Below are 23984 nucleotides of genomic sequence, written 5' to 3'. Positions count from 1 at the left end.
AGCAACAAAGATCTTGTCCAGGAATTGACGTCCTCCGGTGCCAGGCACGTCGGCAATATCGCCACGCTGATCACCGGGGCGGTCGCCGAGGTCGCGCGCGAGATCGGTGAGTTCATCACCGACGCGATCGAGATGAACGAGGCCGCCGCGGCGGCGCGCCGCGACGCCGAGCAGCAGCTCGACGCCGAGCGCGCCTACACCGAGTTCGTCGAGGCCGAGACCGAGGACGAGCCCGTCGAGGCCGAGGTCGACGCCGAGGTCACCGAGCCGGTTCCCGGCGACAAGGCCTGATCCTCACCACACCGGCAGCCGCCTGCGGTGTTCGGTGACATCGGTGATCAGATCCCGGTAGCCGTCGGTCAATTCGGCCAGCCGGCACCAGTGCAGATGGGTGCGTGCCTCCCACTGCCGCGGGGTCGTCTTCTCGACCGGATCGCCGCCCAGCGCCCGCTGGGCGGCGATCCATTTCGCCGCCATCCGGTCGATCACCGCGCCGAGGGTCTCGGTGTGCAGGGAGGCGCCGGCCCGGTGCGCCACATTGGCGGCGACCCACTCGTCGATGCGGTCGATCAGCGTGGCACGGTCGCCGTCGATCTGGTCGATCAATTTGCCGCACGCCGCGATCCGGCCGCTGGTGGCCTCCGGCGCGCGGGCCGCCTCGATCGCCTGATGCCTGCGGTCGTGGCAGCGGGCCAGCCGATTCGCGGCCTCGAGGACCCGGTGCCGCGCCGGGTCGGGGTCGGTGGATTCCAGGAAGGCCCGCAACAGCGCCGAGGGTGGCGGGAATTGCGTGGCATCCACACGATGGCCGGGATCGAACGGCATGATGCACGCCCCTGAATACGCTGAATTTCGTGCTTGGATACGCCAGAGCCGGGGAGGATTCGGGGGAGGTGCACTCCCCGGCACCGGCGTAGCCCCGCCCGGGCGTCGACGAATATCCGCGACGCTGCGGCGAGGAAGACGACCCGGGGAAAAATCGGGACCCTCTCAGGAAAGCGCGATTCGGCGCGACCGCGCAATAGTATGGTGTACAAATCGCCCGGTCTGCGGAAATTGTTATGCACCGTTACGGCGGGGTCACCACGAGACGTCTCCCGTGTTACCCATCCGCACATTCCCGGCAATCGGCGGGACCGTACCCGCCGCGAATGCCGCCGCATGCACTAACCTCGATAAATGTGCCGGCCTATGTGTCCTCACCCGAACTGACCTTCGGGTTCCTGTTCGCGCTGGAAGACCCGCAGCGAATCGCCGACGTCGTGCGCGACCTGATGGAGCGCCGCGCGGTCTCGGTGTTCCGGCTCGCGCGCCTGTCCGACGACGACGGCCCGCCCGAACGCTACGTGGTGAACTGGGCTGCGATACCGCAGATCTCGATCACCACCAGCGCGCCGGAGCCCGGCGATCTCCAGGCGCAGCGGATCATGCTGGTCAACGCCTTCCTCGGCGAGAACGGCGAGGTCAGCCTGTATTCCGGCACGCCGAACGCGCCGAGCTGACTCAGCGCGCCGATTCGTAGATCCGGCGCACCACGTCCTCGATGCCCGGCTCCTCGATCGACAGGTCGCGCACCTGCGCCCGGTCCGACACCGCGGCCAGTAACGCCGCCGCCGTGGTGTGTTCGGCGTCGAAGGCCAGGCGCTGGCGCATGCCGCCCGCCTCGCTGGACAGCAGCTGCGCCCCGCAGGGCAGATCGTCGAGATCCGGTGTGGGCGCGGCCAGGTCGACCACCAGCACCCGGCGCGCGCCGACGGTGGCGCCGAGCCCGGCCAGTGAACCGTCGTACACCAGCCTGCCGTGATCGACGACCAGGACGCGATCGCAGAGCCGTTCGATATCGCCCATGTCGTGGGTGGTGAGCAGCAGCGTGGTGCCGCGCTCGATCCGTTCCGCGCGCAGGAACTCGCGTAATCGTTGTTTGGACAGCACGTCCAGGCCGATCGTCGGCTCGTCCAGGATCACCAGCTCCGGCGAATGCAGCAGCGCGGCGGCCACTTCCGCGCGCATGCGCTGGCCGAGCGAGAGCTGGCGGACGGGGGTGTCGAGGGTGTCGGCCATCTCGAGCTGTTCGACCAGCTCGTGGGTGCGCTTGTCGGCGATGTCGGGATCGAGGCGGTGGATCGCCGCCAGGATCGAGAACGACTCGTGCAGCGGCAGATCCCACCACAGCTGCGAGCGCTGCCCGAACACGACGCCGATCCGCGCGGCCAGCTCCCTGCGCTGGCGCACCGGTTCCAGCCCGCAGGTGCGGACGCTGCCGGTGGTCGGCACCAGGATGCCGGTGAGCATCTTGATCGTCGTCGACTTGCCCGCGCCGTTGGCGCCGATATAGCCGACCGCGGAACCGCGTTCGATCCGGAAGCTCATCCGGTCGACCGCGGTGATGGTGTCCCGGTGTCTGCGCCAGCGGCTGCCGTTCTTGCGGTAGACCGTGAACTGCCGGGTGAGGTCGTCGATGTCGATGATCGGCTCCGCGGAGCCGTACTCGTCCTCCATCGCTATCCCCCTCCTCCCTGATAGTGCCTCGTTCCTATCCGCCACGCTGCGAAGGCCAGTAACCACACCCATGCCGCCGCCACCGGTGTCAACCAGGCCGACCACGCGGGCAACAGCGGCGGTCCGGGGAGACCGAGCAGCGCTATCGTCGGCACGTAGGCGGTGAACGCGACGGGAATCGCGAACCCGAACAACAGCTTCAGCGGCGCGGGGAACACCGAAGCGGGCTGCATCGCGGCGAAGGACCCGCCGTAGGTGAAGCTGTTGGTGAGCTCGGCACCGTCGATCAGAAAGAACTGTAGTCCCGCCGCGCATACGAAAAGGCCACAGAACAGGGCAATTCCACTGATCAGGGTGATCACGATCAAGGTAACCGGGGCGATGCCCCAGTCGATTTCGTTGCGCCACAGCCCCACCCCGAGCACGATCACCGCAACGGCGGCGCGCGCGAGCCTGCGCAGCGAGATATCGCTGGTGATCAGTTGCAGCAACAGGGGTTGCGGGCGCAGGTGATAGGCGTCGAGGGTGCCCATCCGGATCATCGCCGGCAGCGAGTCCAGGTGCCCGACCAGCACCTGGGCCAGCGCGAAGGAGGTGTTGGACAGCCCGAACAGCAGCAGCGCCGCGTTGGTGTCGAGCCCGCCGAGCGTGCCGACATTGTGGAAGATGACCCACACCTCGGCGAATTCGACCAGGCCGATCAGGAAGGCGCTGAACACCTCGGTGGCGAACGAGAGCCGGTACACCTGCTGTGCTTTCACACGCGAACGCAATACTGCGAGATAGGGGGTGAACCAGGTCCCGGCCACGATGCGCGCGGAATCGGGTTCAGCCACCCTGTACCTCCAACCTGCGTTGTCCCGCCCGCAGCAACACCCTGCCGAGCAGTCCGATCACCAGCACCCAGAAGCCTTGCGCCGCAACAGTGAGCAAGGCGTCCATGCCGGCGACCCGCCCGGACAGCGTATCGATCGGTGCCTGGAGGATGGAGGGAAACGGGGTAGCCATCGCTATCGTCCGCAACCAGTCGGGAAACATGTGGACCGGGACGAAGAGCCCGGCCAGGAAGGTGCCGACGATCTGGTACAGCACCCGGATCCCGCGGATCTCCACCACCCAGAACCCGATCAGCGCGACCGCGAACAGGCACAGGAACGACAGCGCCACCGCGAGCAGCACGCTGATCAGGCCGAGCAGATAGGCCACCGGCGTCGTCGGCATCGACAGCCCGAAGGTCGCGGCGCCGATGATGATGCTGGGCACGCCGCGGGGCAGGAAGGTGCAGGCCGCCCGGCCCATATCGGTGGCCAGATAGCTGAGCTGGACGTCGACCGGGCGCAGGAAATCGATCGCGACGTCACCGGATTTGATCCGTTCCACCAGATCGATCGGCGGTCCCATGAACTGGGTCGCGCCGAGCAGCGCCTGCGACAGCCACACGTAGGCGCCGATGGTGCCCTCGTCGTAGCCGCCGAAATCACCGGCCGCGCGGACCGCGGCCACCATCACCGCCGCCCGGACGAAACCGAACACGCAGTTGGTGAACAGCCCGGCGAACATCGCCAGCTTGTACTGGGCCTGCCGTTTGAATCCGGCCCGCGCCAGCTTCCAGTAGACGCCGAGGGCGCTCGGCCTGCGACGACGGAATGCGCACCGGCGCACCGCGAGGGCAACTCGGCCGTCCCCCTCCGCATCGCCCCGCACAATCAGTCAACTCTAGGCGGCCCCACGGTGATCCGGACGAAAACGCCGACGATCGTGACTGCTCAGCGCAGCGGAACCCCGACGTCGCTGCCGCCCTCGGGGGTGATCCGCGCGTTCACTTTGGCCAGCGCGGGCGCCGGGACGAAACCGCCGGCGAACAGCGCCTCGCCCTGGCGGAACCAGGGGGAGCGGCCGAGCAGGGCCGAGGGCGCGTACCCGAAGTAGGTGCCGAGTTCGGCGAGGTCGACGGGGGAGGTCATCTTCATCAGCGCGAGATTGTCGCACTGGGAGATGATGCCGGAGTGCACCTTCGACGGACGTTGCGTCGACAGCAGCAGCCACAGCCCGAATTTGCGGCCTTCGGCGGCGATCTGGATCAACCGCTCGCGCACCGCGATCGCGATCGGGGAATCCAGCCGGGGCGAGGCCAGATTGTGCGCCTCGTCGATGACGAGCAGGATCGGGCGGCGCTCCTCGCGGCGGGCCCACAGGTCGTCGAGCAGGGCCAGCGCGACCACGAGCTGCTGTGCGGCGGTGGAGAATCCGCCCAGGTCGAGCACGGTCGCGTCGGGGCGTTCCTCGACGACCTCGGTGACCGCGCGGTCCTGGCGGGCCCACACCTCCCACTCGTGCAGCCCGAGGTTCTCGATCCGCATCGCCAGGCGCCGCTGCGCCGCGGATTCCGAACGCAGCAGCGACGGCAGGGTTTCCTCTAGCTCGGCGGCGGCGAGCTGGTCGGCGAGGTGGATCAGCTCGTTGAACTCCTCGCGATCGGCGATCGGATCGATCCGCAGGATCGCGGCTTTGGAGGTCAGCGGCAGCGCGGTGAACCTGGCCCGCAGCGGGTGCGCGGAATGCGGGCGCAGCACCCGGATGTCGCGCTCGCGCAACGCGTCGGCGGTGGGGCCGGTCGCACCGGGGGCGATCTCGCCGAGCCGGACGAAATCGGAATTGGGGTCGAAGATCACCACGGGCAGCGCGGTGTGCGCGATCACCTGCTCGAGCACGACGCCGAGCGCGTAGGTCTTGCCGGACCCGCTCTGCCCGCACCAGAAGGTGTGCCGGTTGAACCGCTTGGGCAGCAGCCGGGCCGGGCCGCCGGGCGGGGTGAGGTTCACCCCGACGTCGAGCAGGGCGCCGGTCGTCTCGTGCAGTGTCTGGACCGTGGCGGCGTCGACCATCTCGACCGTGCCCTCGGTGAAGGCGTAGCCGGCGCGGACGTCGATGCCGTCGTCGTTCAATTCGCCGATCAACCGGCCGCGCAGGCGAACCGGGGTCGTCTCCGACCGCTCCTCGACGAGCACGAGCTGACGGCGCTGCGCCGCGACGACCACGGCCAGCGAACCGGCGACCAGCGCGCTGTCGGTGGCGTCGGCGACTACGAACGAGCGGCCGTCGTCGGACCGCGCACTGGGCTGGCTACTGTTCGGCACCCAGCCATCTTCTCACCACATCCCGCGAACGGGGCCGGACAGCTATAGGACGGCTACCGCGGCGGCTCAGTGCTCCGGGAAGCCGGTGGCGAACAGGATCGCAATGATCACGGAGCTGACCACGGAAATGGCGAGAATGATCCACATGAGGGGGAAGGTTACCCGTACCCGGGCGTGTCGCTGGCATCGCACCGTCGTGCTGGGGCGTCGCCGCAGGTCACGGCGGTGCGGTGCTCAGAGCTGGGGTGGCACCGAACAGTCCGCGAAGTCGGGGTCCTGGAGATCACGGACGAGGTCGGGGTTGGCGTCGCGCACCGACCGGGCGATCTCGACGAACGAGCGGATCAGGGGCGTTTCGTGGTCGGCGCGCCAGCCGACCGCGACCTCGTTCGGCGTGGTTCCGGCGACCGGGACCAACCGGACCCGCGGAAACGGGACCCACCTGGCGCACGCCGCGGTGAGCACGATGCCGACACCGGTCGCGACCTTGTTCAGCTCCTCGAGCAAGGAGCTCGACCGGCCGACCACCAGCGCGGCCAGCCCGTTCCGATGCTCGGCGAGCTCCCAGTAGGCATTCCAGATCGGATCCGCGGTGGCGGCGCCGAGCAGCGGTTCGTCGAGGAGCTCGTGCGCCGCGACCTCGGCGCGGTCGGCCAGCCGATGGTGCGACGGCAGCATCACCATCAGCGGTTCGGTGAACAGCGGCTCGAAGCGCACGCCGTCGTCGCGGAACGGGCGCCGGGCGAAGGCGACGTCGACCGAGCCGTCGGTCAGCCCGACGGCCGGGTCCGCGTAGCTGAAATGCCGCAGCTCCACCGATACCTCGGGATGACGCTCCCGGAACGCCGACAGAATCGGCTCGGTGAGAGTGAGGGCGCCGCCCTCCATCAGCCCGAGGACCAGGCGATCCCGTTCCCCGCGGTGCGTCGACCTGGCCCGCTCGATCGCCGCGTGCAGGCCGGTCAACGCCGCCCTGGCGTCGCGGAGGAACACGGCACCGGCGGCGGTGAGCTCGACGGTGCGGGTGGTGCGAGCGAACAGGGCCACGTCCAGCTCCCGCTCCAGCTGTTTGATCTGGGTGCTCAAGCCCTGCTGGGAGACGTGCAGACGCTGGGCGGCACGGGTGAAGTTCAGCTCCTCGGCCACCGCGACGAAGTATCGCAACTGCCGGGTGTGCACCTCCATGGCGCGCAGCCTAGTGCGGGTGCGGCGATTGACAACCGAATCCGATGAATCGGTGAAATTCAGCTGTTTCACAGAGGATTTCCGGTGCGTTAGCGTTCGTCGGCATGCAGCTCAGGATCTTCGCCGTCGTCGCCTGCCTGTTCGGGGCGCTCCTCACTCCGCTTCTGCGCGACAGCGCGCCCGCGGTCGCCGATCCGGGCGGAATCCACGGCCCGCTCAGCACCAGCGGGCGCTACATCGTCGACGCGAACGGGAATCGGGTCAAGCTCAAATCCGGGAACTGGCACGGGTCGAGCGGCACCTGGAACGGCAGCGGCGACGACGAGACCGACGCCGCCAACTTCGCCAAGGAGAACGGGCACCGGGCGCCGCTCGGCTTGGACCGGGTCCGGATGGATGTCCTGATCGCCGACTTCAAGGCATTGGGGCTCAACAGCATTCGGCTGCCGTTCTCCAACGAGATGATCACCGACGCCCGCCCGGTGCAGGGGCTGACCGCCAATCCGCAGCTCAACGGGCTGCGTCCGCTCGAGGTGTTCGATCGCGCGGTCACCGCGCTCACCGACGCCGGGCTCGCCATCATCCTCAACAATCACACCACCTCCACCCGGTGGTGCTGCGCCGTCGACGGCAACGAGCGCTGGAATTCCGGCCAGTCCTGGGACGAGTGGATCGACGACTGGACGTTCATGGCAGCCCGCTACCGGGGCAACACCGGCGTCGTCGGCGCCGACCTGCGCAACGAGGTGCGCCGCGACACCTGGGACGACCCGAACTGGGGCCTCGGCGACAACCACGACTGGTACGACGCCGCGCAGGAGGCCGGTGACGCCATCGTCGGCGGCGCGAATCCGGATCTGCTGGTGATGATCGAGGGCCTGAACTGGATCGGCATCCCCACCGATCTGACCCCGCACGAACGTCCCATGCTCGAGCCGCTGAACCGGCTGTCGGTGACGCTGAAGCAGTCGCACAAGGTGGTCTACGCGGCGCACTTCTACGGCTATATCGGCCGTCATCACACCGGTGCGACCGGCTGGGGCGAGACCACCGACCCCCGCTTCCGCGATCTGTCGCGCGCCGAGCTGTTCCAGGCGATGAACGAACTCGCCGGGTTCGTGGCGACCACGCCGGACCGGCATTTCACCGCGCCGGTGTGGATCAGCGAATTCGGGATCGGCAAGGACGCCGAGCCGCTGGATCGCGCCTGGTTCGGCGCCCTGGTCGACTTCCTCGTCGAGAAGGATCTGGACTTCGCCTACTGGCCGCTCGTCGGATTCCACCAGAACGACGCCGGCAATCAGTGGGGCCTGCTGCGCTACGACACCGCGGGCGGCCTGCGCAGCGTCACCGACGCCGACGACTGGCGCGGCGCGCACGTGCGCCGGCTGCTCGCCGCGGACGGCAAGACCGGCCCGGTCGCGCCGGTCCGGACCTGGTCGATGCTCAACGGGATCCACGAGGACGACAACCGCTCGGTGCGGGCCGCGGCCGACTGGGACAGCGGTGCGCACAAACTCGTCTGCCCCGATGATCAGCGGTTGATCGGCATCAGCTCGCGCGGGCAGGGCGGGCTGTGCACCGACGCGACCGAGGGCGCGCTCTGGCAGCCGGGCACCACGGCCGTGAAGGTGGACTCGGAGCGGGTCAGCACCGACTGGGCCGGTGGCTTCACCAAGTACCAGTGCCGGGACGGGCAGTTCATGATCGGCTACAGCCTGCGCGGCGACAAGATGTCGGCCATCCTGTGCGCCCCCGCCCGCCTGCCGCTGGCCGGTGCGGGCCGCACGCTCTGGGACGACCGCGGCGACACTCGCCCCGCCTCCGGAGAAGGCGGCGACTACGCGCACGGGTACTACAAGGCCCAGTGCGCGGCGACCGAGTACGCGGCGGGCATCGCCTTCTCGTGGGCCAACGCCCGCGGCGCCCATCCCGACGCGCTGTACTGCCGCGCCCTGCGCTGAGCCCTCGTTCGTTCGCGTCAACACCCAGATCGCTGCATGGTTGCTGCCGTCTGACTCGGCAACTGTTCGGTTTCATTTTCGTCCGGCGGTCGAGCAGCGGTATACCGTGCAGTGTCCGGTTCGAATGCGGGTGTTGGCAGAGGAGCGGAAGGGGCTGGCTGTGGCATTGGTCGGGAGATCATGGGGTTCGCTGGGAGGAAGCCACCGCGCGGTCCGGGTGCGGACGCGGCGGCCATTGCGGGTGGTCGAGTTGCTCACCGGCGCGATGCTGCTGACGATCGCGGCGGGGGGAATGGCCGGGCCGGTGGCCGCCGCGGTGCTCATCTACCGCAGCGGCGCGGGGCGGGAGGGCACGGCGGTGACGGTGTCGCTCTGGCTGGCGATCGGCGCGGTGCTGGTGGCGCTGGCCGTCGCCGCGGCGCTGTTCGCGACGGCGTGGCGGCGCATCCACCGGCGCCGTCCGGCGCCCGTGTCGGCCGAGGTGTGGTTCCCGGCCCCGGTGGGCAACCGGATGCGGCTGCCCGCGCCCGGCGTCGCCGTCGGTGGGGCGCGGTGAGCGTGGCCGTCGGGCACGGTGGTGTGGCGCTCCGGCGTCGGCCCGGTCGCGGGGCATTGGCACCGCCGCGTCGTCGGCGGACACTGGAGGAATGGTTGACAGGGAGCAGCGCACGCCCGCTTACGGCGTGGTGATGATTCTCGCGGCGCTCGGCGCGTCGATGGCAGTCAGTTACTACGGTCCGACGTGGTTCCGCGTCATGGTCTACATCCTCACGGCGATCATCGTCGTGGTGGGCGGTGTCATGACCTTCCGGGACTACTCGCACTGAGGCTGCGCGCGGTCAGGTCGCTCCGGCGGGCCGGGCGCGGCGCACCCCGGCGTGTGGATCTCAGTGCTCGCAGTCGTTGTGCGCGGGCGGACTGTAGGTGACGGCACCGCAGGCCAGACAGGTGTGGACCCGGTGGTGACCACCGATCCGGCGGCACGGCATCGCGACGACCAGCGCGCGCCCGGCCCCGAGCCGGTGCCCGTTCGGGCAGAAGCGCGGCGACGGTTCGGTCCATACGCCGGCACGCAGATAGGGCCGGATGGATTCGCACATGTGTTCGATTATGCACATCGGCGGCGTCCGCGCGAGCGCGGCGCGTACCGAGCCGTCACACGATCGGCGCGCGCGCTCCCGGCGCGTCGATCTGCTCGCGGAGAATGTCCCCGTGCCCCGCGTGCCGGGCGAACTCCTGGATCATCGCGAGCAGCGTCCAGCGCATGCTGACCTCGCCCTCGCGGGGGTTGATCTTGGTGTCGTCGAGGGCGAAGCGCGACGCGATCTCCCGTGACCGCGCGCTCGCCCGCTCGAACTCGGCGATGACCTCGGCCAGCGACTCGTCGTCCGCGACGGCGAAGGTGCCCTCGTCGCGCCGCGAATAGCCGTCACAGTCGGCTTCGTCCAGCCCCGCCCAGAACCGCTGGAACCAGATCCGCTCCGCGGCCGCCGCGTGCTTGAGCAGCGAGATCGGTGTCGTCAGCGAGGTGACGAGCCGCCGTCGGGCATCGTCCTCGGACAGGCCGCGCGCGGTCGCGACGAGTGCCGAGCGATTGCGGTCGAGCAGGTCCTCGATGATCGCCCGCTCGCTGCCGGTGGTAATTCCGTTGGTGCTCATGGGTTTTCGATCCAATCGGTGGGGTTCGGGATTCGGGTGGATCGCACGCGACGGCGCGCGACCGTTCGGGGGAGGGCTGAACAGCCGATGTCCGGGCACGGCAGGGCCGCCGGATTTGGGAATTCGAGAGAGTCGCCGAGCATCACGGCCGACGTAAGAGGGGTGATCTGCCCGGTCCAACCACGGGCAATCCCTACCTGGTGCGCCCGGCGCTCCGGGCCATATGCGGCCCTGACCTGGAATACACGCAGGTCAGGGCCGTTCTGCGCCCCCGGCAGGAATCGAACCTGCGACCTAGGGATTAGAAGGCCCTTGCTCTATCCAACTGAGCTACGGAGGCAGTGGCATCCACCTTGGCCGAACTCGGCGCCGGTGTCCAGCGCGAAAAGTATAGCGACCGACCAGAACGAGTGCTGGGATCGGCAGCGCCGCCCCATCGGGTCGGCTCCGGGCAGGTCGAACTACCCTCGTTGTCATGTCGTTATCGCAGGACCGTTCCGCTGGACCCGCCGTGGACGGCGCGCCACCGGTGGAAGCGGGTCGGGCTGCGCCGACAGGGAACGCCGCGACCTTCGGGGTACTGAGCGTCGTCGCCGGGGCGATGGCCGCGGTCGTCGCGGCGATGGTGGTCGGGTTGTCGGCGGCGCAGGCCCTCAGTCTCCTGGGTATACCCGATCCGGGGCCGTTGACAACATATGGCTTGCCCGCGCTGCGGGCGGTGGCCGATCTGGCCGCCGCGGTGACCGTCGGCTCGCTGCTGTTCGCCGCGTTCCTGCTGCCGCCCCGCGACAGCGGGCTGCTCGAAGCCGGTGGCTACCGCGCGGTGCGCCGGGCCGCCGACGCCGCGCTGGTCTGGGCGGGCTGCGCGGCGCTGCTGGTGCCGCTGACGGTCTCGGACACGACCGGGCAGCCGGTCGGTGACATCTGGCGGCCCGAGGTGCTGTGGCCGGTGATCGCCCAGGTCGAGGTCGCCGGCGCGTGGCGGACCACCACGCTGTTGGCGCTGATCGTCGCCATCGGCTGCCGCCTGGCCCTGCGCTGGGGCTGGACGCCGCTGCTGCTGGCAGGCTCGCTGATCACCATGATGCCGCTCGCGCTGACCGGGCATTCGTCCTCCGGCGGCGCCCACGACGTGGCCACCAACTCGCTGATCCTGCACATGGTCGCGGCCGCGGTCTGGGTCGGCGGCCTGATCGCCGTGCTCGCGCACGCCCTGCGCGGCGGTGCGGGCACCGATGTCGCCGCGCGGCGGTTCTCGGTCGCCGCGACCATCGCGTTCGTGGTGATCGGTCTCAGCGGCGTGGTCAACGCCTGGGTGCGGCTGCCCGCCGCCGACCTGTTCAGCACCACCTACGGCAAGCTGGTGCTGGCCAAGGCGGCGGCGCTGCTCGTCCTCGGCGTGCTCGGCTACCTGCAGCGCCGGGCCGCGCTGCCCGCGCTCGCCGCCGATCCGCGCGACCGCAGGGCGCTCATCCGATTCGCCGGGGTGGAGATGCTGATCTTCGCGGCCACCATCGGCCTGGCCGTCGGCCTCGGGCGCACCCCGCCCCCGCCGCCCACCTCGATCCCGACGCCGGTGGAAGTGGAACTCGGCTACACCCTGGCCGGTCCGCCGACGGTCGGCCGACTGCTGTTCGACTGGCGCTTCGACCTGATCTTCGGCACCCTCGCGATCGTGCTCGCGGCGCTCTACCTGCTCGGGGTGTACCGCCTGCGCAAGCGCGGCGACGCCTGGCCGATCGGGCGGACCATCGCCTGGTGCAGCGGCTGCCTGGTGCTGCTGCTGGCCACGTCCTCGGGTGTCGGCCGGTACTCGCCCGCCATGTTCAGCGTGCACATGGGCGCGCACATGGCGCTGTCGATGCTGGCGCCGATCCTGCTCGCCCTCGGCGGCGCGGTGACGCTGGCGTTGCGCGCGCTGCCGCCCGCCGGGCGCGAGGGTGTGCCGGGTCCGCGCGAGTGGATCCTGGCCGCGGTGCACAACCCGGTCTCCCGGTTCCTGACCCAGCCGGTCGTGGCGTCGATCATCTTCGTTGCCGGGTTCTACGCGCTGTACCTGGGCGGGATCTTCGACACCTACGTCGACTCGCACGCCGCGCACCTGATGATGAACGCGCACTTCCTGATCAGCGGCTACCTGTTCTACTGGGTGGTGATCGGCATCGATCCGAAGCCGCGTGAGGTGGCGCCGCTGACCAAGCTCGCCATGGTGTTCGGCACGCTGCCGTTCCACGCCTTCTTCGGCATCGCGCTGATGAGCATGAACACCGTGCTCGGCGGCTGGTTCTACCGCACCCTCGGCCTCGGCTGGAACATCGATCTGCTCGCCGACCAGCGCAACGGCGGCAGTTTCGCCTGGGCCAGCGGCGAGGTGCCGCTGGTCGTGGTGATGCTGGCCCTGCTGATCCAGTGGTCGCGCAGCGATCAGCGCCTGGCCAAGCGCACCGACCGGGCCGCCGATCGCGACAACGACGCCGAACTCACCGCCTACAACGCGATGTACGCCGAGCTGGCGCGTCGCGACGGCGAGGTGCGTCAGTGAGTGGTTGCGGTGTGCCGGTGGATGCCACACATCGCGCCGAACCGCATCGCGTGCTGCGCACGGATGTGCGGGCGGCGCGGCGCAGGCTGTCGGGCCGGGTGCGCAAGACCCCGGTGTTCCACACGACCGTCGACGGGCCCGACGGCGCCGTCCCGGTCTCGCTGAAGCTGGAGTTCCTGCAGCACGGCGGCACGTTCAAGGTGCGTGGCGCGCTCAACGCGCTGCTGGCCGCGGACAAGGGTGCCGACCACGTCGTCGTCGCGTCCGGCGGCAACGCCGGGATCGCGGTCGCGCTGGCCGCCGCGCAGCTGGGCAAGGCCTGCACGGTGGTGGTGCCGGAGTCGGCCCCGCACACCAAGGTCGCCGCGATGTGGGCGCACGGCGCCGAGGTGCTCTGGCACGGCACGAGCTACGCCGAGGCGCAGCGCAGGGCCGTGACGCTGGCCGCCGAACGCGGCGCCCAGCATCTGCACGCCTACGACATGCCCGCCGTCGTGGCTGGCGCCGGTGTGATCGGCCTCGAACTGGAGGAACAGGTGCGTGGGCGGCCGCCGGTGCTGGCGGCGATCGGTGGCGGCGGGCTGATCGCCGGTCTCGGCGCCGCGCTGGGCAGGCGCAGGCAGATCGTCGGCGTGGAGTCCGAGCACACCCCCGCGCTCTCGGCCGCGCTGGCCGCGGGCAGGCCGGTCGACATCGACGCGAAGGCCAGGGCCACCGAGCTGCTGTGCGCGACCCGGGTCGGCGAGATCGCCTTCGACATCGCGCGCAGGCATCGGATGCCCGCCCTGTCGGTGGCCGACGACGCGATCACCGCGGCCAGGGAGTACCTGTGGCGCGAATTCCGCGTCGTCGTCGAGCTGGAGGGCGCCGCCGCGCTGGCCGCGGTGCAGAGCGGTGTCTACCGCCCGGACCCGGGCGTACGCCCGATCGTCGTACTGTGCGGGGCGAACACCGAACTCCCCGTGCTCTGACACGGGAGATCTCCACAACCGTCGAGGTTGTCCCCAGTCGTGTCCGCGCCCGCCCGTTCGGCTGTTCGCGAGTCCATCCTTGGGTGGTCAGCGCAACAGCGACCGAGTGGGGGCGGATTCGATGTACGAGGCACACGCGACGGTGATCGGCACGGTGGTGACCCATCCGGCCCGGCGTGATCTGGCCAATGGTGAGCAGGTCGTGACCTTCCGGATGGCGAGCAATTCGCGCCGGTTCGACGCCGCGGCCGGGGAATGGGTGGACAACGGCACACGGTTTCCACCACTGCCCACTCACGAGTGCGTAACCCGCTGGGAGTGAGCGAGGAGAGGCAGCGAAGGGGTACCCCGGTACCGCGAAGTACGGGAACACCCTTAGCGCTCGACATCCGCCGGTCGGTCGGTCGTGTCGTTGCTTCGGTTGCACGCGGCCACGGGGATTACTCGGGCCGCCGGGACTGGGTTACTGCACAGAGCCCGGCCGGGGGAGAGCAGAGCACAGGGAACCTGGATGCCGCCCCACCGATCCACCCGGCCACTACGCCGGGGCACTCCGAGTCCGCCTTTACGTGCGGCTCTGTGTCATCGGAAAGGTTGCACCGGCCCCTCTGACGGGCGACGGCACCGGCAGTAAACCGGCCCACCCGTGGGAATCGCTCGGGCGCACAGCGGCAAGCGGGGGAAGGTGGCTGAATAGCCGAATGCGGTAGGCTCACGGCCTACGGCGTCGGACTGCTAGACCCAGTTCCTCGCCCAGGCCCTCGGTCGCGTTGGCGCGCTTCCGGGGGCTGACTTGTATTCGGGACCGTACCACACCGCGAGCCGCCACAGAGACGGCACAGGCGCGGGTTACATTGCGCCCCATGATCTGTGAGGCACTTGACTTCACCCTGACTCAACCCATAGCGACCCTCATCACCGGCGGTTTCGCGCTCGTAGCGGCCTCTATCGCCTATTGCGGCGTCCTCAAGAGCGTGAGTGAACAGCGGAAGGCGGATCGCCGCAAACGCCGCGTTGACCAGTTGCTCGATGCGACTTCTGCGATGTACACGGCGGCGAATCGCATCATGGCAAACGACTACGCCAACGGCACTGAACGGCTGAAGCTCACGCACGACGCACAAGCCGCCTTCGCGAAGCTGGAGATTCTCGGCTATGAGGATGCCGCCGACCGAGCGAGGAAAGTACTCGATGTGATCAAGCAGGCCGAGAAAGACGGCACGACGAATACGCCACAGTTCAGCGAGCAACTCGGCGCAAGCGCGTATGAGGCCGTGGAGACGTTCAAAGCCGCTGTGCAGCAAACGGAAGGTCTTGACTAGTCGCAACGGTCAGCCAGGTACTCGACCCAGTGCCTACGGCTCTTGCGGGCGTTGCACGGCTTGCACGACGGGGCGAGGTTGCCCAGGACGTGACCGGGGGAGCCCTCCCGGCTCAGCGGGTGCATGTGCTCCAGCTCTTCGAACTCGCCGCCGCAGTAGGCGCACGCCTCCGGGGTGATCCCTCGGCGCTCCCAGTCGGCTAACAGCGCCTCGGCGGTGATGTCGTCGGCGGGTAGACCAACGTTCCGGGCGCGGGTCCTGCCGCCGCGTAGCCGTTCCTCGAGCGGGTGAGTGTCGCGGTACTCCTTACCAATGCGTCGCCTACGGCACGGGTTTGCTGCGGTCCATCGGCGGTTGCGACTGTTGACCACCTCCGGGTTACGCCGCTGGCGCTCTAGCGTGGCCGCGTTCATGCACGCGCGGCACCGTGAGAACAAGCCCATCCACCCACGCGAGTTCGGATAGAACTCATCAATCGGCAGCGCCTCCGCGCACCCGGAACATTCTTTCAATCCCTGTTCATACAGGGCCATACGCCGCTCACTCTCGGCGCGGGAAATCATCCCCACTATTCGATCTCCAATCGACTTGTAGAAATTCCTGAAAATATTTTGAGCACCCCCGGCGACTTATTCGAACCGGGGGCCTCCACTGGTCAAATCGCCCTAAAACTCGTACAGGAGATGGCAGCCGCATCACTATCCGATCCTGAGCACGGGGGCGAGGGGTATACCCCCCTGGGTGCCTACACGGCCGACGCCGGCCGGAGTATCCGCAGGTCAAAGCGCGTTACTCGCCAGTAGACCGGTGTCCTCACCCGTCGTCGCTGGTCGAATCCAGCGCGACCCACGCAACCCAGCAATCCCAGGTCAACCCACGTACTCGGCACGCACCCAGTGCCCACCTGCACCCCAGGCGCCCCTGCCGGGGGTGCCCACGCCCCCAGCCCTGCCCCAGTGCAGGCCCTAGCCCTCTCCCTGCCACTCAGCACCCGCACCCACACCCCACGTACCCCACTGCTGCCCTAGTCCGGGAGGGGCGCACTCAGCGGCCGATCCGGGGTATTCCACCGGATTGCATCAAACGAATTTCTCTGGGGTGATCAGCGAATATCGGAATTGCTTGAAACTCATGTTTGACAAACCTGGGTTGCCGAACCTAGATTCGTAATCGTTCGACCGACACCGACCGAAACGGAGACACCGAAATGATCACCCTCGAAAAGAACAAGTCCGCACAGTTCATCGCGACCGAGAACGAAGAATGGTCGCACTCGCGGTTTGGGGGCACCAACGAACTCCGCGACGTGTTGAGCGCCGCGACTCATGATGAGTTCTCGGATTCCCAGTACGCCAGGAATGAGACGCTGGTTATGCGGGTCGTGAGCAACGATCTCGCCGCCGTCGCCGAGCTGTTCGCCGCCATCCGCTGATTGATTCCCGGTCGTCCGTAGCGACCGGGGGTCACCCCCACCGAAAGGCCCTAGACATGATGGTTCGCGCAATCCGCAACTACGCCGCTGATCGCTTTATTGCGATCATGCCGGGAGAAATCGAGTACTCGGAGGAAACCGGCTACACGATTGACGGCATGGACCCGTTCGAATGGGTCGACGCAATGGCTGCCGACTAGGCATCACCGGTGGACGTAGTCCACTCGGCCGAAGGAACTCCGTTCCTCGGAATCGCCCGGAATGGTTCACGCGAGGGTTCGACTCCCTCGCCGGGCACAACCCGAAGCAATCCGCTTCGGTCCACCGAATGAAAGGATTCACCCGAAATGATCCGCATGATTCTCGCCCTGCTCGCTGGCCTGCTGCTCGGCGTTGGTGTCACTGACACCGCGTACGCGGCCCCGGTTGGACCGTCCGTGACCTGCACCGAAGACATGGCGTGCTGGCGTGCATGGATGGGCAACGGCCAGGTTGGCCCGAACGCCCCGGCGTACATGTTCCTTCCCAGTGGCCCCGAATGGGATGCACTGGCACCCGCGTTCGGGTACCGCATGGAGGATTGATCCCCAGATACACGAAAAGCCCCCGCCGATCCGTAGTCGGCGGGGGTTCTTTGTGCGCTAGGCGCGAGATTCCAAATCCTCCGCGAGGAGGTCATACCGAAATACTCGGTTGCCGGTTGATCGTTGGCTCTGCCGGATTCGTTCACGTGCCGTGTACAGCTCTGAGACTCTGTCGCACGCTTCAACCACAGCGAGCCATGCCGCGGTACCGTTCGGCCCGTCGTATCCGTTTGTCGCGGATTGATCGCGTAGCCATGCCTCCGTGTACAGGATCTCAGCGTGAAGCTCTCGGCACAGAACCGAGCAATGATCGAACCTTTTCGACCGAGTGCGGGGGCACCCCTCACGGGAGCATTTGAGCTTAAACGCCATTGATCGTTCCGTTTCCGCCGATGCCGCGCAGCATCGCGCGGAGGACACCCGCACCATTCAAAGGAATGTGCTGGCCGTTTCCGCCCTGGATCGTTTCCCGGAGAATGTCGGCGGTCGGCTTCGGAGGTTCGGCGTGCCGACGGTTGATCTCATCCACGCGTGCCCGGAGCTGGGCGACTTCGTCGTCCGAATCGTCAACCGGGGCCGGAGCCATGGCGGCCCGCAGCATTCCGGCCGCAGATCCCTTGACGGCGTGTTCCTGGTCCTGGCGCGCGATAGCACCACGGAGCATTCCGGCGGCGTTTCCCACCTGCCGATGCATTGGCCTACGGCTCATGTTCTCTACTTCCAATCGTTGTGTTCGCCGCGAATCTCGGCGAGAGTCTTTGCTGTCACGGACGCGGGCGGCGCTGGCCGCTGGTACCGCTGCATCCACTTTTCCCGGCGCACCGGTTCATCTGGCAGGTTCTTGGATTCGAGCCATGCTCGATAAGCGATCGCCTGATCCCCTGGCGACTTCGCTTTCCATCCGATTTCATACCAATTCACATTTGCCCTCCCGGATATAGGAAAGGCCCTGAGAGCGATTCTCAGGGCCGTTCGCAACGTTTTGATGTAAGGGCCTGGGTTGGCGGCCCCAGGCGCTCACAGTGTCGATTAGCGACTAATCGGCGTCGCCCCGATATTCGCGCGAAGCGAAGCGGCCTCGGCCGGAGTATTCAGCTTCCACGCGATGCCCTCGCGGACACCCGCCAGCAAAACCGGACCAATCGCCTGTTCCGCAGGATCGGCGTTCCTGATGTCCACGGCATCCAAGGCGGACAGTTCCGCGCGCGTAACAGGGTTGAACACGGACAGGGCCGGGTCCACCCTGGACGCTGCGTGCCCTGGCAGGTCCCTGGTGGAGTTCAGCCACACCGTGGCGGCCTCGATACGGGCAGCGGCTTCGCGGGCTTCCTGGTAAGCGTTGACGACATCGCCCCCGGCAGCGACCAGGACATCCGAAGTCACGTTTTCCGGGAGCTTGGCGACCGCATCGGCGTAAGCCTTGGTGGCCTTCACGAACTCGGGTTCGAACTGGGCGCGGATCTCGTCTACAGCGTCCGAACCGGCGCGGATCACCGCACGGGCCGCAAGGTCGACCGCCCCTTCCTTGGCGTGGCTCATGGCCGACGACGTAGCACCGACACTGTTCGTGGTCGTACGTGTGAGGGCCAGCTCTGCGGCGTACGCCCTAACCATGTCCTCGGCGTTCTTCTCGGTGACCTTGGACAGGTCGAAAACCGGACTGTGACCGGTTTCGATCCACTTGAGCGATTCGTAGGTGTTGACCGCCTTAGCGAGATCCTTGGGCAGCTCGACGCCGAGCGAGGTCCAGTTAGCAACGGCGTCGGCAACGTCAACAGGTCGGGTGTACACGTGGTGTTTCCTCTCGGGTGGTGGGGCACCTTGCCCCGGACATGCGGAAGGCCCCCAGCTGGCACGCTGAGGGCCTAGAAATTGGTTGGTGAGGGTTTATCCGCCCTCTAGCTCACGGAGGCGCTTTCGCGCGTCTCGGAGCCTGGCGCGGTATCGCGCCCCAGCTTCAAGCTGGCATTTGTAACACCGGCCGTTCCGCCGGTCGTTCTGGCTGTGCCGCGTGCATCGTGGATAGCTCACACGTCAGACTCCTTTCAAGAGATGGACTATCGTTTCCCGGCAAATAGAAATGCCCCGGCGGGGAGCCGGGGCACCTCATCATGTCCACCGAGTAAACAGACTGATTCACGACCGAGAGCATTGCCTCTCATAATTAAGCGATTCGCGGGACCATTTTCGACTGTTTGTCAAAGTGAAATAGACCACACATTGTCAGATGTCTGTTTCAGCGATCCTCGCGCCGGTCGCGGAACGACTCGGAACCAAGTAGTCACCTGGTCCCAATCATCTGGCAGAGAAGGCGATACACACCCGCCGGTGCCGAATCCACGGAACTTGGCGACCCGATCGGCAGGATTGCCGAGCGGCTTCGGTCGCGGACGATTGCGGATCTTGCTCACCGCTCCGAGTACGGCCAGCTTGTCGAAATCGTTCAACCCGTCCGGCTGAGGTCTGCCCATCCTCCGGGGAATGCTCCGGTTCCACTCGGTGGGCGATACCGCCAGTTCGCCGTGTCCGGCAATCTGGATGACGTTTAGGTCGGTGACCATGCCCGAGGTCGGCTGACGCCTCCCGGCCCGTCTACGGGCGTTCTTGACGTCAAGCTTGCACCGCTCAGAGCAGTACTCGGGCTGTTGACCCCTGGACCGGACAATCTCGCCGGTGTCGGTGCGGATCTGGAACAGTGGGGCACCGCAGCACCGGCACTGTTCCAGTTGGTTCGATCTCGTCGGGGGCTTCCGAAGGCTGTAGCCGTCGGCGAACATGTCGGGGTCTAGCACTTCGTCGTCCCCAGGGCCGTCGATATTCGGCGAGTGGTAGTGCCGTTCACGGTCGGCACCGTCCCAGCACCGGTAGGGCTGGTACTTCTTGGGTGAGCCGATGCCCTTCGCATCGGCCATGGTCTGTAGGTAGCTCACTGTGTTCGCTTTCTGCCCAGGGCAGGCGAGAGCCCCTGGGCGATGGATTGGTGTGCCGGTCCGTTTACGGATCGGAGGTGAACCGCTGTGATCAGCGGGAATGCTCACGCCGGCGAGGGCCGCGGGAAGGCCCTCGGTCCGGTTAGGGATCGGCTCCGGTGGCCGATCCCGTAGCCGCTCCAGCGGCTCATGTGAAGGACCGCCCGCAGCGGTCCATATCGAGTGAAGGGCGGCCCCTCAGCCGCCCAGTCATCACAGCACCCCGGCGCTACACGGCCGGTGTGCTTCCATCTCCGATGGCTACTGTCCCGCTCCGCTGGGCTACCTAAGGGAATGGCCTGTAGATCCCGGCCACTTGTGTACGAAGTGGCCTGTAGATCCCGGCCACTTGTGTAGTAGGAATGGCCTGCATATCCCGGCCACCCAGTGGACAGTAAATCCCGGCCATTTCGACACTTACAGCTCGATACGCTCGGGTGTCGATAGCACGTATGACGTGCCCTTTTCCCTGGCACGCTTCGGGATCTTCGCGAGGAAACCGGCGTCAACAAGTCGTTGTGCGTGTCCAGTGAGGCGGTCGCGGTGTGCGCCGACCTCACGGGCCAGTTGGCGGTCTGACACCTCGACACGGAACGTTCTTAGGTTCGCCCAGTAGCCGAGTAGGGCGGCGTAGTGGCAGGTCGCCAGGCCCTGGCCTCCGAAGTGCTGTTCGACGGCTGCAACCCAAGCACGAGTTGCGGCCATGCCATTGCCGGTGACAGGGACCGGTACCACGATGGCCGGAGGTTCGTACAGGTCGGCGAACGGGTCTAAATCGTTGATGGTGGTTGTCATGAGGGTGTGTGCCTTTCGTGGGGTGACGGTCAGAAATCCCCGGCGACTACGGATCGCCGGGGTTCTGAGATGTTTGTCAGTTTGTGTTGACGCTGTTGTGTCGCGGGATCGGTGTACGTCCTGGCTTCGGCACCCAGGTTGTAAGCGCCATGACCTCACCGGCCGATGACATGTACGACGTGTCTAGAACCCGGTCGGCCGGAACTCCGAAGTACTCGCGGGCGATCCTGCGATGTGCCGATACCGAGCCGTTCGCCTGCCGCGTGGCGATGCTCAACCCATCTTCGTCGTACTCGCACAGGGCTAGGAATCGGTCACCGGTGCGACCTACGGCGCTCGCGGCGAACACGGACTGGAGCCGTTCGGGCTCCGGGCCTTCGAGAGATTCACTCTCTCCGGTGACAGGTTCAGCTACGGCTGTCATGCTGCCGCCCGGTAAATCAACAGTTCGGCAGCGGCGAACATCATTTCTGGGTCTTCGACCTGGACACGTACAACCGGCTCCGAGGTGCCGAACCGATCCCAGACCGGCCGGTAAATGTCGTCGGTGTTCTGAACTGCCGCCGACCGATACACGGTCACGTGGTCGCCATCTTCGATGACGTGCAAGAATGCGGGGTGGTGGATGTTCATTTGTTCCTCTCGGTGGTTACGCGGCTGCGGCGTTCGCTTTGAGAATCCATCCGTGAGCCCCGGCGATTAGCCAATGCATGAGCTCGGAAACTTCCGATGTAGTCGCTTTGACTTCGTCCCGCAGATACTGGGTAGCCACCTCATCGGTAAGTTCAATCACCGATTCCGGGTACGCCAACGAGGTCATGACGAATAACCCGTTGACCTCGGCGACGTTCCAGAACAAAGCATCGGCGACATTCGCAATGTGCATGTACATGTGTTCTCTCCTTTGGATTGAGTGCGCTCTCATCCGGGCCGCCCGTGTGGGTCGGCGCTCGTCAGCCCGGTCTGTCTGAGGGCTTGGGGCCCTCGGCGTGCAGCGTCACCGCTGCCGTGTGGAACTGAGAGGTTGCATGCCTTGGTCAGGGGTCCGCCCGTGTCCCCGGCCTGCCGAGTCGTCTCGGCGGTTCCGGCTGCTTCGCGTCTGTGGCCTCTCGCGGGTCCGGCCTGCCGGATTCCTCCGGTGGTTCCTCGCCTCGCTGTTCTGTTGTGGCTTCAGAATGCAAGATGACAACCCGAGTTGTCCACCTAGGTTGTGCGATAGTGACGAGGGTCACCCCTGGATGTCCAACCTGGGTTGTCCGGTGCTAGGCTGGATGCATGGATGAGAGTGTGGTTACGCAGCGGATCGGGCCGTGGGAAGTGCGGATGACATGGCGGGATGACGCCATGGGCGGGCCAACCGGCATTGAGATCCGCCCGGCGTCCGATGAACCAAACTCGGCGGTACAGCACGGCTTGTCTCAAACCGTGCTCCGTCAGATCAACTTTCGGGATGCCATGATCTACCGCTCACGTTCGGAGAAGGCTGAGCCGTCCAATTCGGAGAGCTGGCACATGCCTATGTACAAAGACCGGGCGCGTCGGCTCGCGGAGGATCTCCGACGCCTAAGGGAGGACGGCGTGACGGATCTGTATCTGGCCGCGCTGAGTCGGATGTACCTGGAACTTGTCCGACAAGGCGTGCGGGATGTCTCCGGCGCGCTCGCTGAGTACACAGGACTCACGCAGGGCGGTGTACTTCAACAACTCAAGATCGCCCGTAAGCGTGAACTGCTGACGTCAATGCCGGGGCGTGCCGGGGGTGAGTTGACCCCGAAGGCTGTCGAATTGCTCCACAAGCGGGACCGAACATCGGACTAGCAATGTCACTGTGACGAAAATGGGCCCCTGACCTTGTGAGTCGGGGGCCCTTCGGGGTATTTCGGTCGGCAAGCCAGACTGTTTGTTCTGGTTGACCCGGTAAGCGTATTCGAGCGAGGCTAAGCGGACCGGCGGCCTGCCCGCGGAGCTGGCCGGCTGCCGGGGAACCCGAGGTCAAAACGTTTTCTCACCGACTGCTAAACGGACCGGCATCCTCACGGTCGATTCTGTCGCGGATCGCATCCACGGTCCGATCCTGCGGAATCTGTTCCGGCCACAGGATCACGCCGACCACCACCGCCAGCGGCAGGCCGATTACCAGGGTCCACCCGAGGGCGATCACCGGTACGACTCCGCAGCGGTGAGCCATGCGTCTATGTCGTCGAGCGTGCCGACGCACACCACGCGCCACGGGCTTGCCAGCTGCCACCCCTCGGGGCACGGCTTGATCGTGAGCGACCTCAACGCGGCGCGTTCGACCAACGGTTCTAGCTGCTGACGAATCGTGTTCACGACACCCGCCGTTCTTCCGTGCGTGGCGAGCCTGCCCGAGTGACGTGTCTGAGTACGTACATGGTCACTCGGGCGGCTCCGTGGCTACGGGACCTCTCCCCGCTCCGGTGTCAATCGTTCAACTCGGCGAGGTTCCTGGGCAGTGGCACACCTAGTGCCACGGGGTGGCATTCCTAGTGGCACACAAGCGAACCGGTCCGTACCGGGGCATCATGAGGTCATGCACACGGGCAGGCTCATCCGCGATCTGCGGCAGGCTCGCGGGTGGTCGCAAGGTCGCCTTGCTCACGAACTCGAAAAGCACTCAGGGCAACCGATCACGCGCGAATACATCTCGCGCCGGTGGGAGTCGTGTAAGTCGGTGCCGTCGCCGTTCTGGCTCAGGCACCTAGCCGCCGTCTTAGATGTGCCCCTTGCCGTAATGGAGTCCGACACCGTGCAACGCCGACAGTTCCTATCCACGATGGCCGCTACCGTGGTGGCCCCTGTAGTCGCGTCTGATTTGCTCGCTGAGGGGTTCTCGGCGCGTCTGAGGGGTAAGGGCCCCTCGGTCGACCAGTGGGCCCACACGCTCACCGGGTACGGGGCCGACTA

At 66.9% G+C, this 23984-nt stretch carries 29 protein-coding genes, 1 tRNA gene and 1 pseudogene; 14 read left to right on the top strand and 17 right to left on the bottom strand.

What is annotated here, in order from left to right:
* Positions 1–24 precede the first annotated feature (24 nt).
* Complete coding sequence (locus tag ACFYWJ_RS30330) at positions 25–291, top strand: hypothetical protein (protein WP_387162900.1); 267 nt, start codon at positions 25–27, stop codon at positions 289–291.
* 3 nt (positions 292–294) lie between these two features.
* Here the strand turns inward: ACFYWJ_RS30330 and ACFYWJ_RS30325 are convergent, their stop codons facing one another.
* On the bottom strand, positions 295–825 hold the full coding sequence (locus ACFYWJ_RS30325) for a DUF4254 domain-containing protein (protein WP_355276901.1): 531 nt from the start codon (positions 823–825) through the stop codon (positions 295–297).
* A gap of 368 nt (positions 826–1193) precedes the next feature.
* Here ACFYWJ_RS30325 and ACFYWJ_RS30320 point away from each other — a divergent pair, with 368 nt between their 5' ends.
* The gene (locus tag ACFYWJ_RS30320; protein ID WP_355276904.1) at positions 1194–1502 is read left to right on the top strand and encodes a hypothetical protein; all 309 of its coding nucleotides are present in this window, start codon (positions 1194–1196) and stop codon (positions 1500–1502) included.
* 1 nt (position 1503) lies between these two features.
* Here ACFYWJ_RS30320 and ACFYWJ_RS30315 read toward each other — a convergent pair whose 3' ends face one another.
* The 5 genes from ACFYWJ_RS30315 to ACFYWJ_RS30295 form a co-directional block, all read right to left on the bottom strand.
* The gene (locus ACFYWJ_RS30315) at positions 1504–2499 is read right to left on the bottom strand and encodes an ATP-binding cassette domain-containing protein (protein WP_355276906.1); all 996 of its coding nucleotides are present in this window, start codon (positions 2497–2499) and stop codon (positions 1504–1506) included.
* Positions 2500–2501: 2 nt separating this feature from the next.
* Positions 2502–3335 (bottom strand): ABC transporter permease, encoded by an 834-nt coding sequence (locus ACFYWJ_RS30310; protein WP_218720845.1) that lies wholly within the window; start codon positions 3333–3335, stop codon positions 2502–2504.
* Positions 3328–4203, bottom strand: a complete 876-nt coding sequence (locus ACFYWJ_RS30305) for an ABC-2 family transporter protein (RefSeq protein ID WP_355276909.1) — start codon at positions 4201–4203, stop codon at positions 3328–3330. The genes ACFYWJ_RS30310 and ACFYWJ_RS30305 overlap by 8 nt, the downstream gene beginning before the upstream one ends.
* A gap of 62 nt (positions 4204–4265) precedes the next feature.
* Entirely contained in the window at positions 4266–5636 is a 1371-nt protein-coding gene (locus ACFYWJ_RS30300) for an ATP-binding protein (RefSeq protein ID WP_355276911.1), read from the bottom strand.
* A 234-nt stretch (positions 5637–5870) separates the two neighbouring features.
* Entirely contained in the window at positions 5871–6821 is a 951-nt protein-coding gene (locus ACFYWJ_RS30295; RefSeq protein ID WP_355276914.1) for a LysR substrate-binding domain-containing protein, read from the bottom strand.
* Positions 6822–6925: 104 nt separating this feature from the next.
* On the opposite strand from ACFYWJ_RS30295, the gene ACFYWJ_RS30290 reads away from it, so the two are divergent.
* The 3 genes from ACFYWJ_RS30290 (at position 6926) to ACFYWJ_RS30280 (ending at position 9612) form a co-directional block, all read left to right on the top strand.
* Complete coding sequence (locus tag ACFYWJ_RS30290) at positions 6926–8785, top strand: cellulase family glycosylhydrolase (protein ID WP_355276917.1); 1860 nt, start codon at positions 6926–6928, stop codon at positions 8783–8785.
* A gap of 241 nt (positions 8786–9026) precedes the next feature.
* A complete protein-coding gene (locus ACFYWJ_RS30285) occupies positions 9027–9341 on the top strand; it encodes a hypothetical protein (RefSeq protein WP_355276919.1) in 315 nt (104 codons plus the stop codon).
* Between the two features lie 91 nt (positions 9342–9432).
* A complete protein-coding gene (locus ACFYWJ_RS30280) occupies positions 9433–9612 on the top strand; it encodes a hypothetical protein (RefSeq protein ID WP_355276921.1) in 180 nt (59 codons plus the stop codon).
* Between the two features lie 60 nt (positions 9613–9672).
* On the opposite strand, the gene ACFYWJ_RS30275 is transcribed toward ACFYWJ_RS30280, so the two are convergent.
* The 3 genes from ACFYWJ_RS30275 to ACFYWJ_RS30265 all read right to left on the bottom strand — a co-directional run bounded on the left by ACFYWJ_RS30275 (position 9673) and on the right by ACFYWJ_RS30265 (position 10784).
* Positions 9673–9885 carry a hypothetical protein gene (locus ACFYWJ_RS30275; protein WP_218720840.1) on the bottom strand — a complete coding sequence of 71 codons (213 nt, stop codon included), beginning with the start codon at positions 9883–9885 and terminating at the stop codon, positions 9673–9675.
* 55 nt (positions 9886–9940) lie between these two features.
* A complete protein-coding gene (locus ACFYWJ_RS30270; protein WP_355276924.1) occupies positions 9941–10444 on the bottom strand; it encodes a DinB family protein in 504 nt (167 codons plus the stop codon).
* A 266-nt stretch (positions 10445–10710) separates the two neighbouring features.
* Positions 10711–10784: transfer RNA gene (locus ACFYWJ_RS30265), tRNA-Arg, on the bottom strand.
* 135 nt (positions 10785–10919) lie between these two features.
* Between ACFYWJ_RS30265 and ACFYWJ_RS30260 the strand changes: the two genes are divergently transcribed.
* From ACFYWJ_RS30260 to ACFYWJ_RS30245, 4 genes are all read left to right on the top strand, one after another.
* Positions 10920–12986 carry a cytochrome c oxidase assembly protein gene (locus ACFYWJ_RS30260; protein WP_355276927.1) on the top strand — a complete coding sequence of 689 codons (2067 nt, stop codon included), beginning with the start codon at positions 10920–10922 and terminating at the stop codon, positions 12984–12986.
* 17 nt (positions 12987–13003) lie between these two features.
* Complete coding sequence (locus ACFYWJ_RS30255; protein ID WP_355276929.1) at positions 13004–13957, top strand: serine/threonine dehydratase; 954 nt, start codon at positions 13004–13006, stop codon at positions 13955–13957.
* A gap of 121 nt (positions 13958–14078) precedes the next feature.
* Positions 14079–14279: a hypothetical protein gene (locus ACFYWJ_RS30250; protein WP_355276931.1), complete on the top strand. Its 201-nt coding sequence runs from the start codon at positions 14079–14081 to the stop codon at positions 14277–14279.
* 541 nt (positions 14280–14820) lie between these two features.
* Positions 14821–15279 (top strand): hypothetical protein, encoded by a 459-nt coding sequence (locus ACFYWJ_RS30245; RefSeq protein ID WP_355276934.1) that lies wholly within the window; start codon positions 14821–14823, stop codon positions 15277–15279.
* Here the strand turns inward: ACFYWJ_RS30245 and ACFYWJ_RS30240 are convergent.
* Positions 15276–15842: an HNH endonuclease gene (locus ACFYWJ_RS30240; protein WP_355276937.1), complete on the bottom strand. Its 567-nt coding sequence runs from the start codon at positions 15840–15842 to the stop codon at positions 15276–15278. The two genes, ACFYWJ_RS30245 and ACFYWJ_RS30240, sit on opposite strands and share 4 nt — an antisense overlap.
* A gap of 644 nt (positions 15843–16486) precedes the next feature.
* Here ACFYWJ_RS30240 and ACFYWJ_RS30235 point away from each other — a divergent pair.
* From ACFYWJ_RS30235 to ACFYWJ_RS30225, 3 genes are all read left to right on the top strand, one after another.
* Positions 16487–16711 (top strand): hypothetical protein, encoded by a 225-nt coding sequence (locus ACFYWJ_RS30235; protein WP_355276939.1) that lies wholly within the window; start codon positions 16487–16489, stop codon positions 16709–16711.
* A gap of 56 nt (positions 16712–16767) precedes the next feature.
* Positions 16768–16911 (top strand): hypothetical protein, encoded by a 144-nt coding sequence (locus ACFYWJ_RS30230; RefSeq protein ID WP_355276941.1) that lies wholly within the window; start codon positions 16768–16770, stop codon positions 16909–16911.
* Between the two features lie 147 nt (positions 16912–17058).
* The gene (locus tag ACFYWJ_RS30225) at positions 17059–17295 is read left to right on the top strand and encodes a hypothetical protein (protein WP_355276944.1); all 237 of its coding nucleotides are present in this window, start codon (positions 17059–17061) and stop codon (positions 17293–17295) included.
* 361 nt (positions 17296–17656) lie between these two features.
* On the opposite strand, the gene ACFYWJ_RS30220 is transcribed toward ACFYWJ_RS30225, so the two are convergent.
* The 6 genes from ACFYWJ_RS30220 to ACFYWJ_RS30195 all read right to left on the bottom strand — a co-directional run bounded on the left by ACFYWJ_RS30220 (position 17657) and on the right by ACFYWJ_RS30195 (position 21951).
* Entirely contained in the window at positions 17657–17977 is a 321-nt protein-coding gene (locus ACFYWJ_RS30220; protein ID WP_355276946.1) for a hypothetical protein, read from the bottom strand.
* A 347-nt stretch (positions 17978–18324) separates the two neighbouring features.
* Positions 18325–19086, bottom strand: a complete 762-nt coding sequence (locus tag ACFYWJ_RS30215) for a hypothetical protein (protein WP_355276949.1) — start codon at positions 19084–19086, stop codon at positions 18325–18327.
* A gap of 407 nt (positions 19087–19493) precedes the next feature.
* Positions 19494–20207, bottom strand: coding sequence for a hypothetical protein (locus tag ACFYWJ_RS30210; protein WP_355276951.1), 714 nt, complete (start codon positions 20205–20207; stop codon positions 19494–19496).
* A 474-nt stretch (positions 20208–20681) separates the two neighbouring features.
* The gene (locus tag ACFYWJ_RS30205; RefSeq protein WP_355276952.1) at positions 20682–21059 is read right to left on the bottom strand and encodes a hypothetical protein; all 378 of its coding nucleotides are present in this window, start codon (positions 21057–21059) and stop codon (positions 20682–20684) included.
* A 420-nt stretch (positions 21060–21479) separates the two neighbouring features.
* A complete protein-coding gene (locus ACFYWJ_RS30200; protein ID WP_355276953.1) occupies positions 21480–21692 on the bottom strand; it encodes a hypothetical protein in 213 nt (70 codons plus the stop codon).
* 16 nt (positions 21693–21708) lie between these two features.
* Positions 21709–21951 (bottom strand): hypothetical protein, encoded by a 243-nt coding sequence (locus ACFYWJ_RS30195; RefSeq protein ID WP_355276956.1) that lies wholly within the window; start codon positions 21949–21951, stop codon positions 21709–21711.
* Positions 21952–22334: 383 nt separating this feature from the next.
* Here ACFYWJ_RS30195 and ACFYWJ_RS30190 point away from each other — a divergent pair, with 383 nt between their 5' ends.
* Complete coding sequence (locus ACFYWJ_RS30190) at positions 22335–22877, top strand: hypothetical protein (RefSeq protein ID WP_355276958.1); 543 nt, start codon at positions 22335–22337, stop codon at positions 22875–22877.
* 187 nt (positions 22878–23064) lie between these two features.
* Here the strand turns inward: ACFYWJ_RS30190 and ACFYWJ_RS30185 are convergent, their stop codons facing one another.
* Positions 23065–23220, bottom strand: coding sequence for a hypothetical protein (locus tag ACFYWJ_RS30185; RefSeq protein WP_355276960.1), 156 nt, complete (start codon positions 23218–23220; stop codon positions 23065–23067).
* Positions 23221–23610: 390 nt separating this feature from the next.
* Here ACFYWJ_RS30185 and ACFYWJ_RS30180 point away from each other — a divergent pair.
* Positions 23611–23802 (top strand): annotated as a pseudogene (locus ACFYWJ_RS30180) (helix-turn-helix domain-containing protein); the annotation flags it as partial.
* Between the last annotated feature and the right edge of the window lie 182 nt (positions 23803–23984).

This window comes from Nocardia sp. NPDC003269 (assembly GCF_042888005.1).
Classification (GTDB): Bacteria; Actinomycetota; Actinomycetes; order Mycobacteriales; family Mycobacteriaceae; genus Nocardia.
Note: the sequence above shows the minus strand (reverse complement) of the source record. Positions and strands in the feature narration are given on the sequence as shown.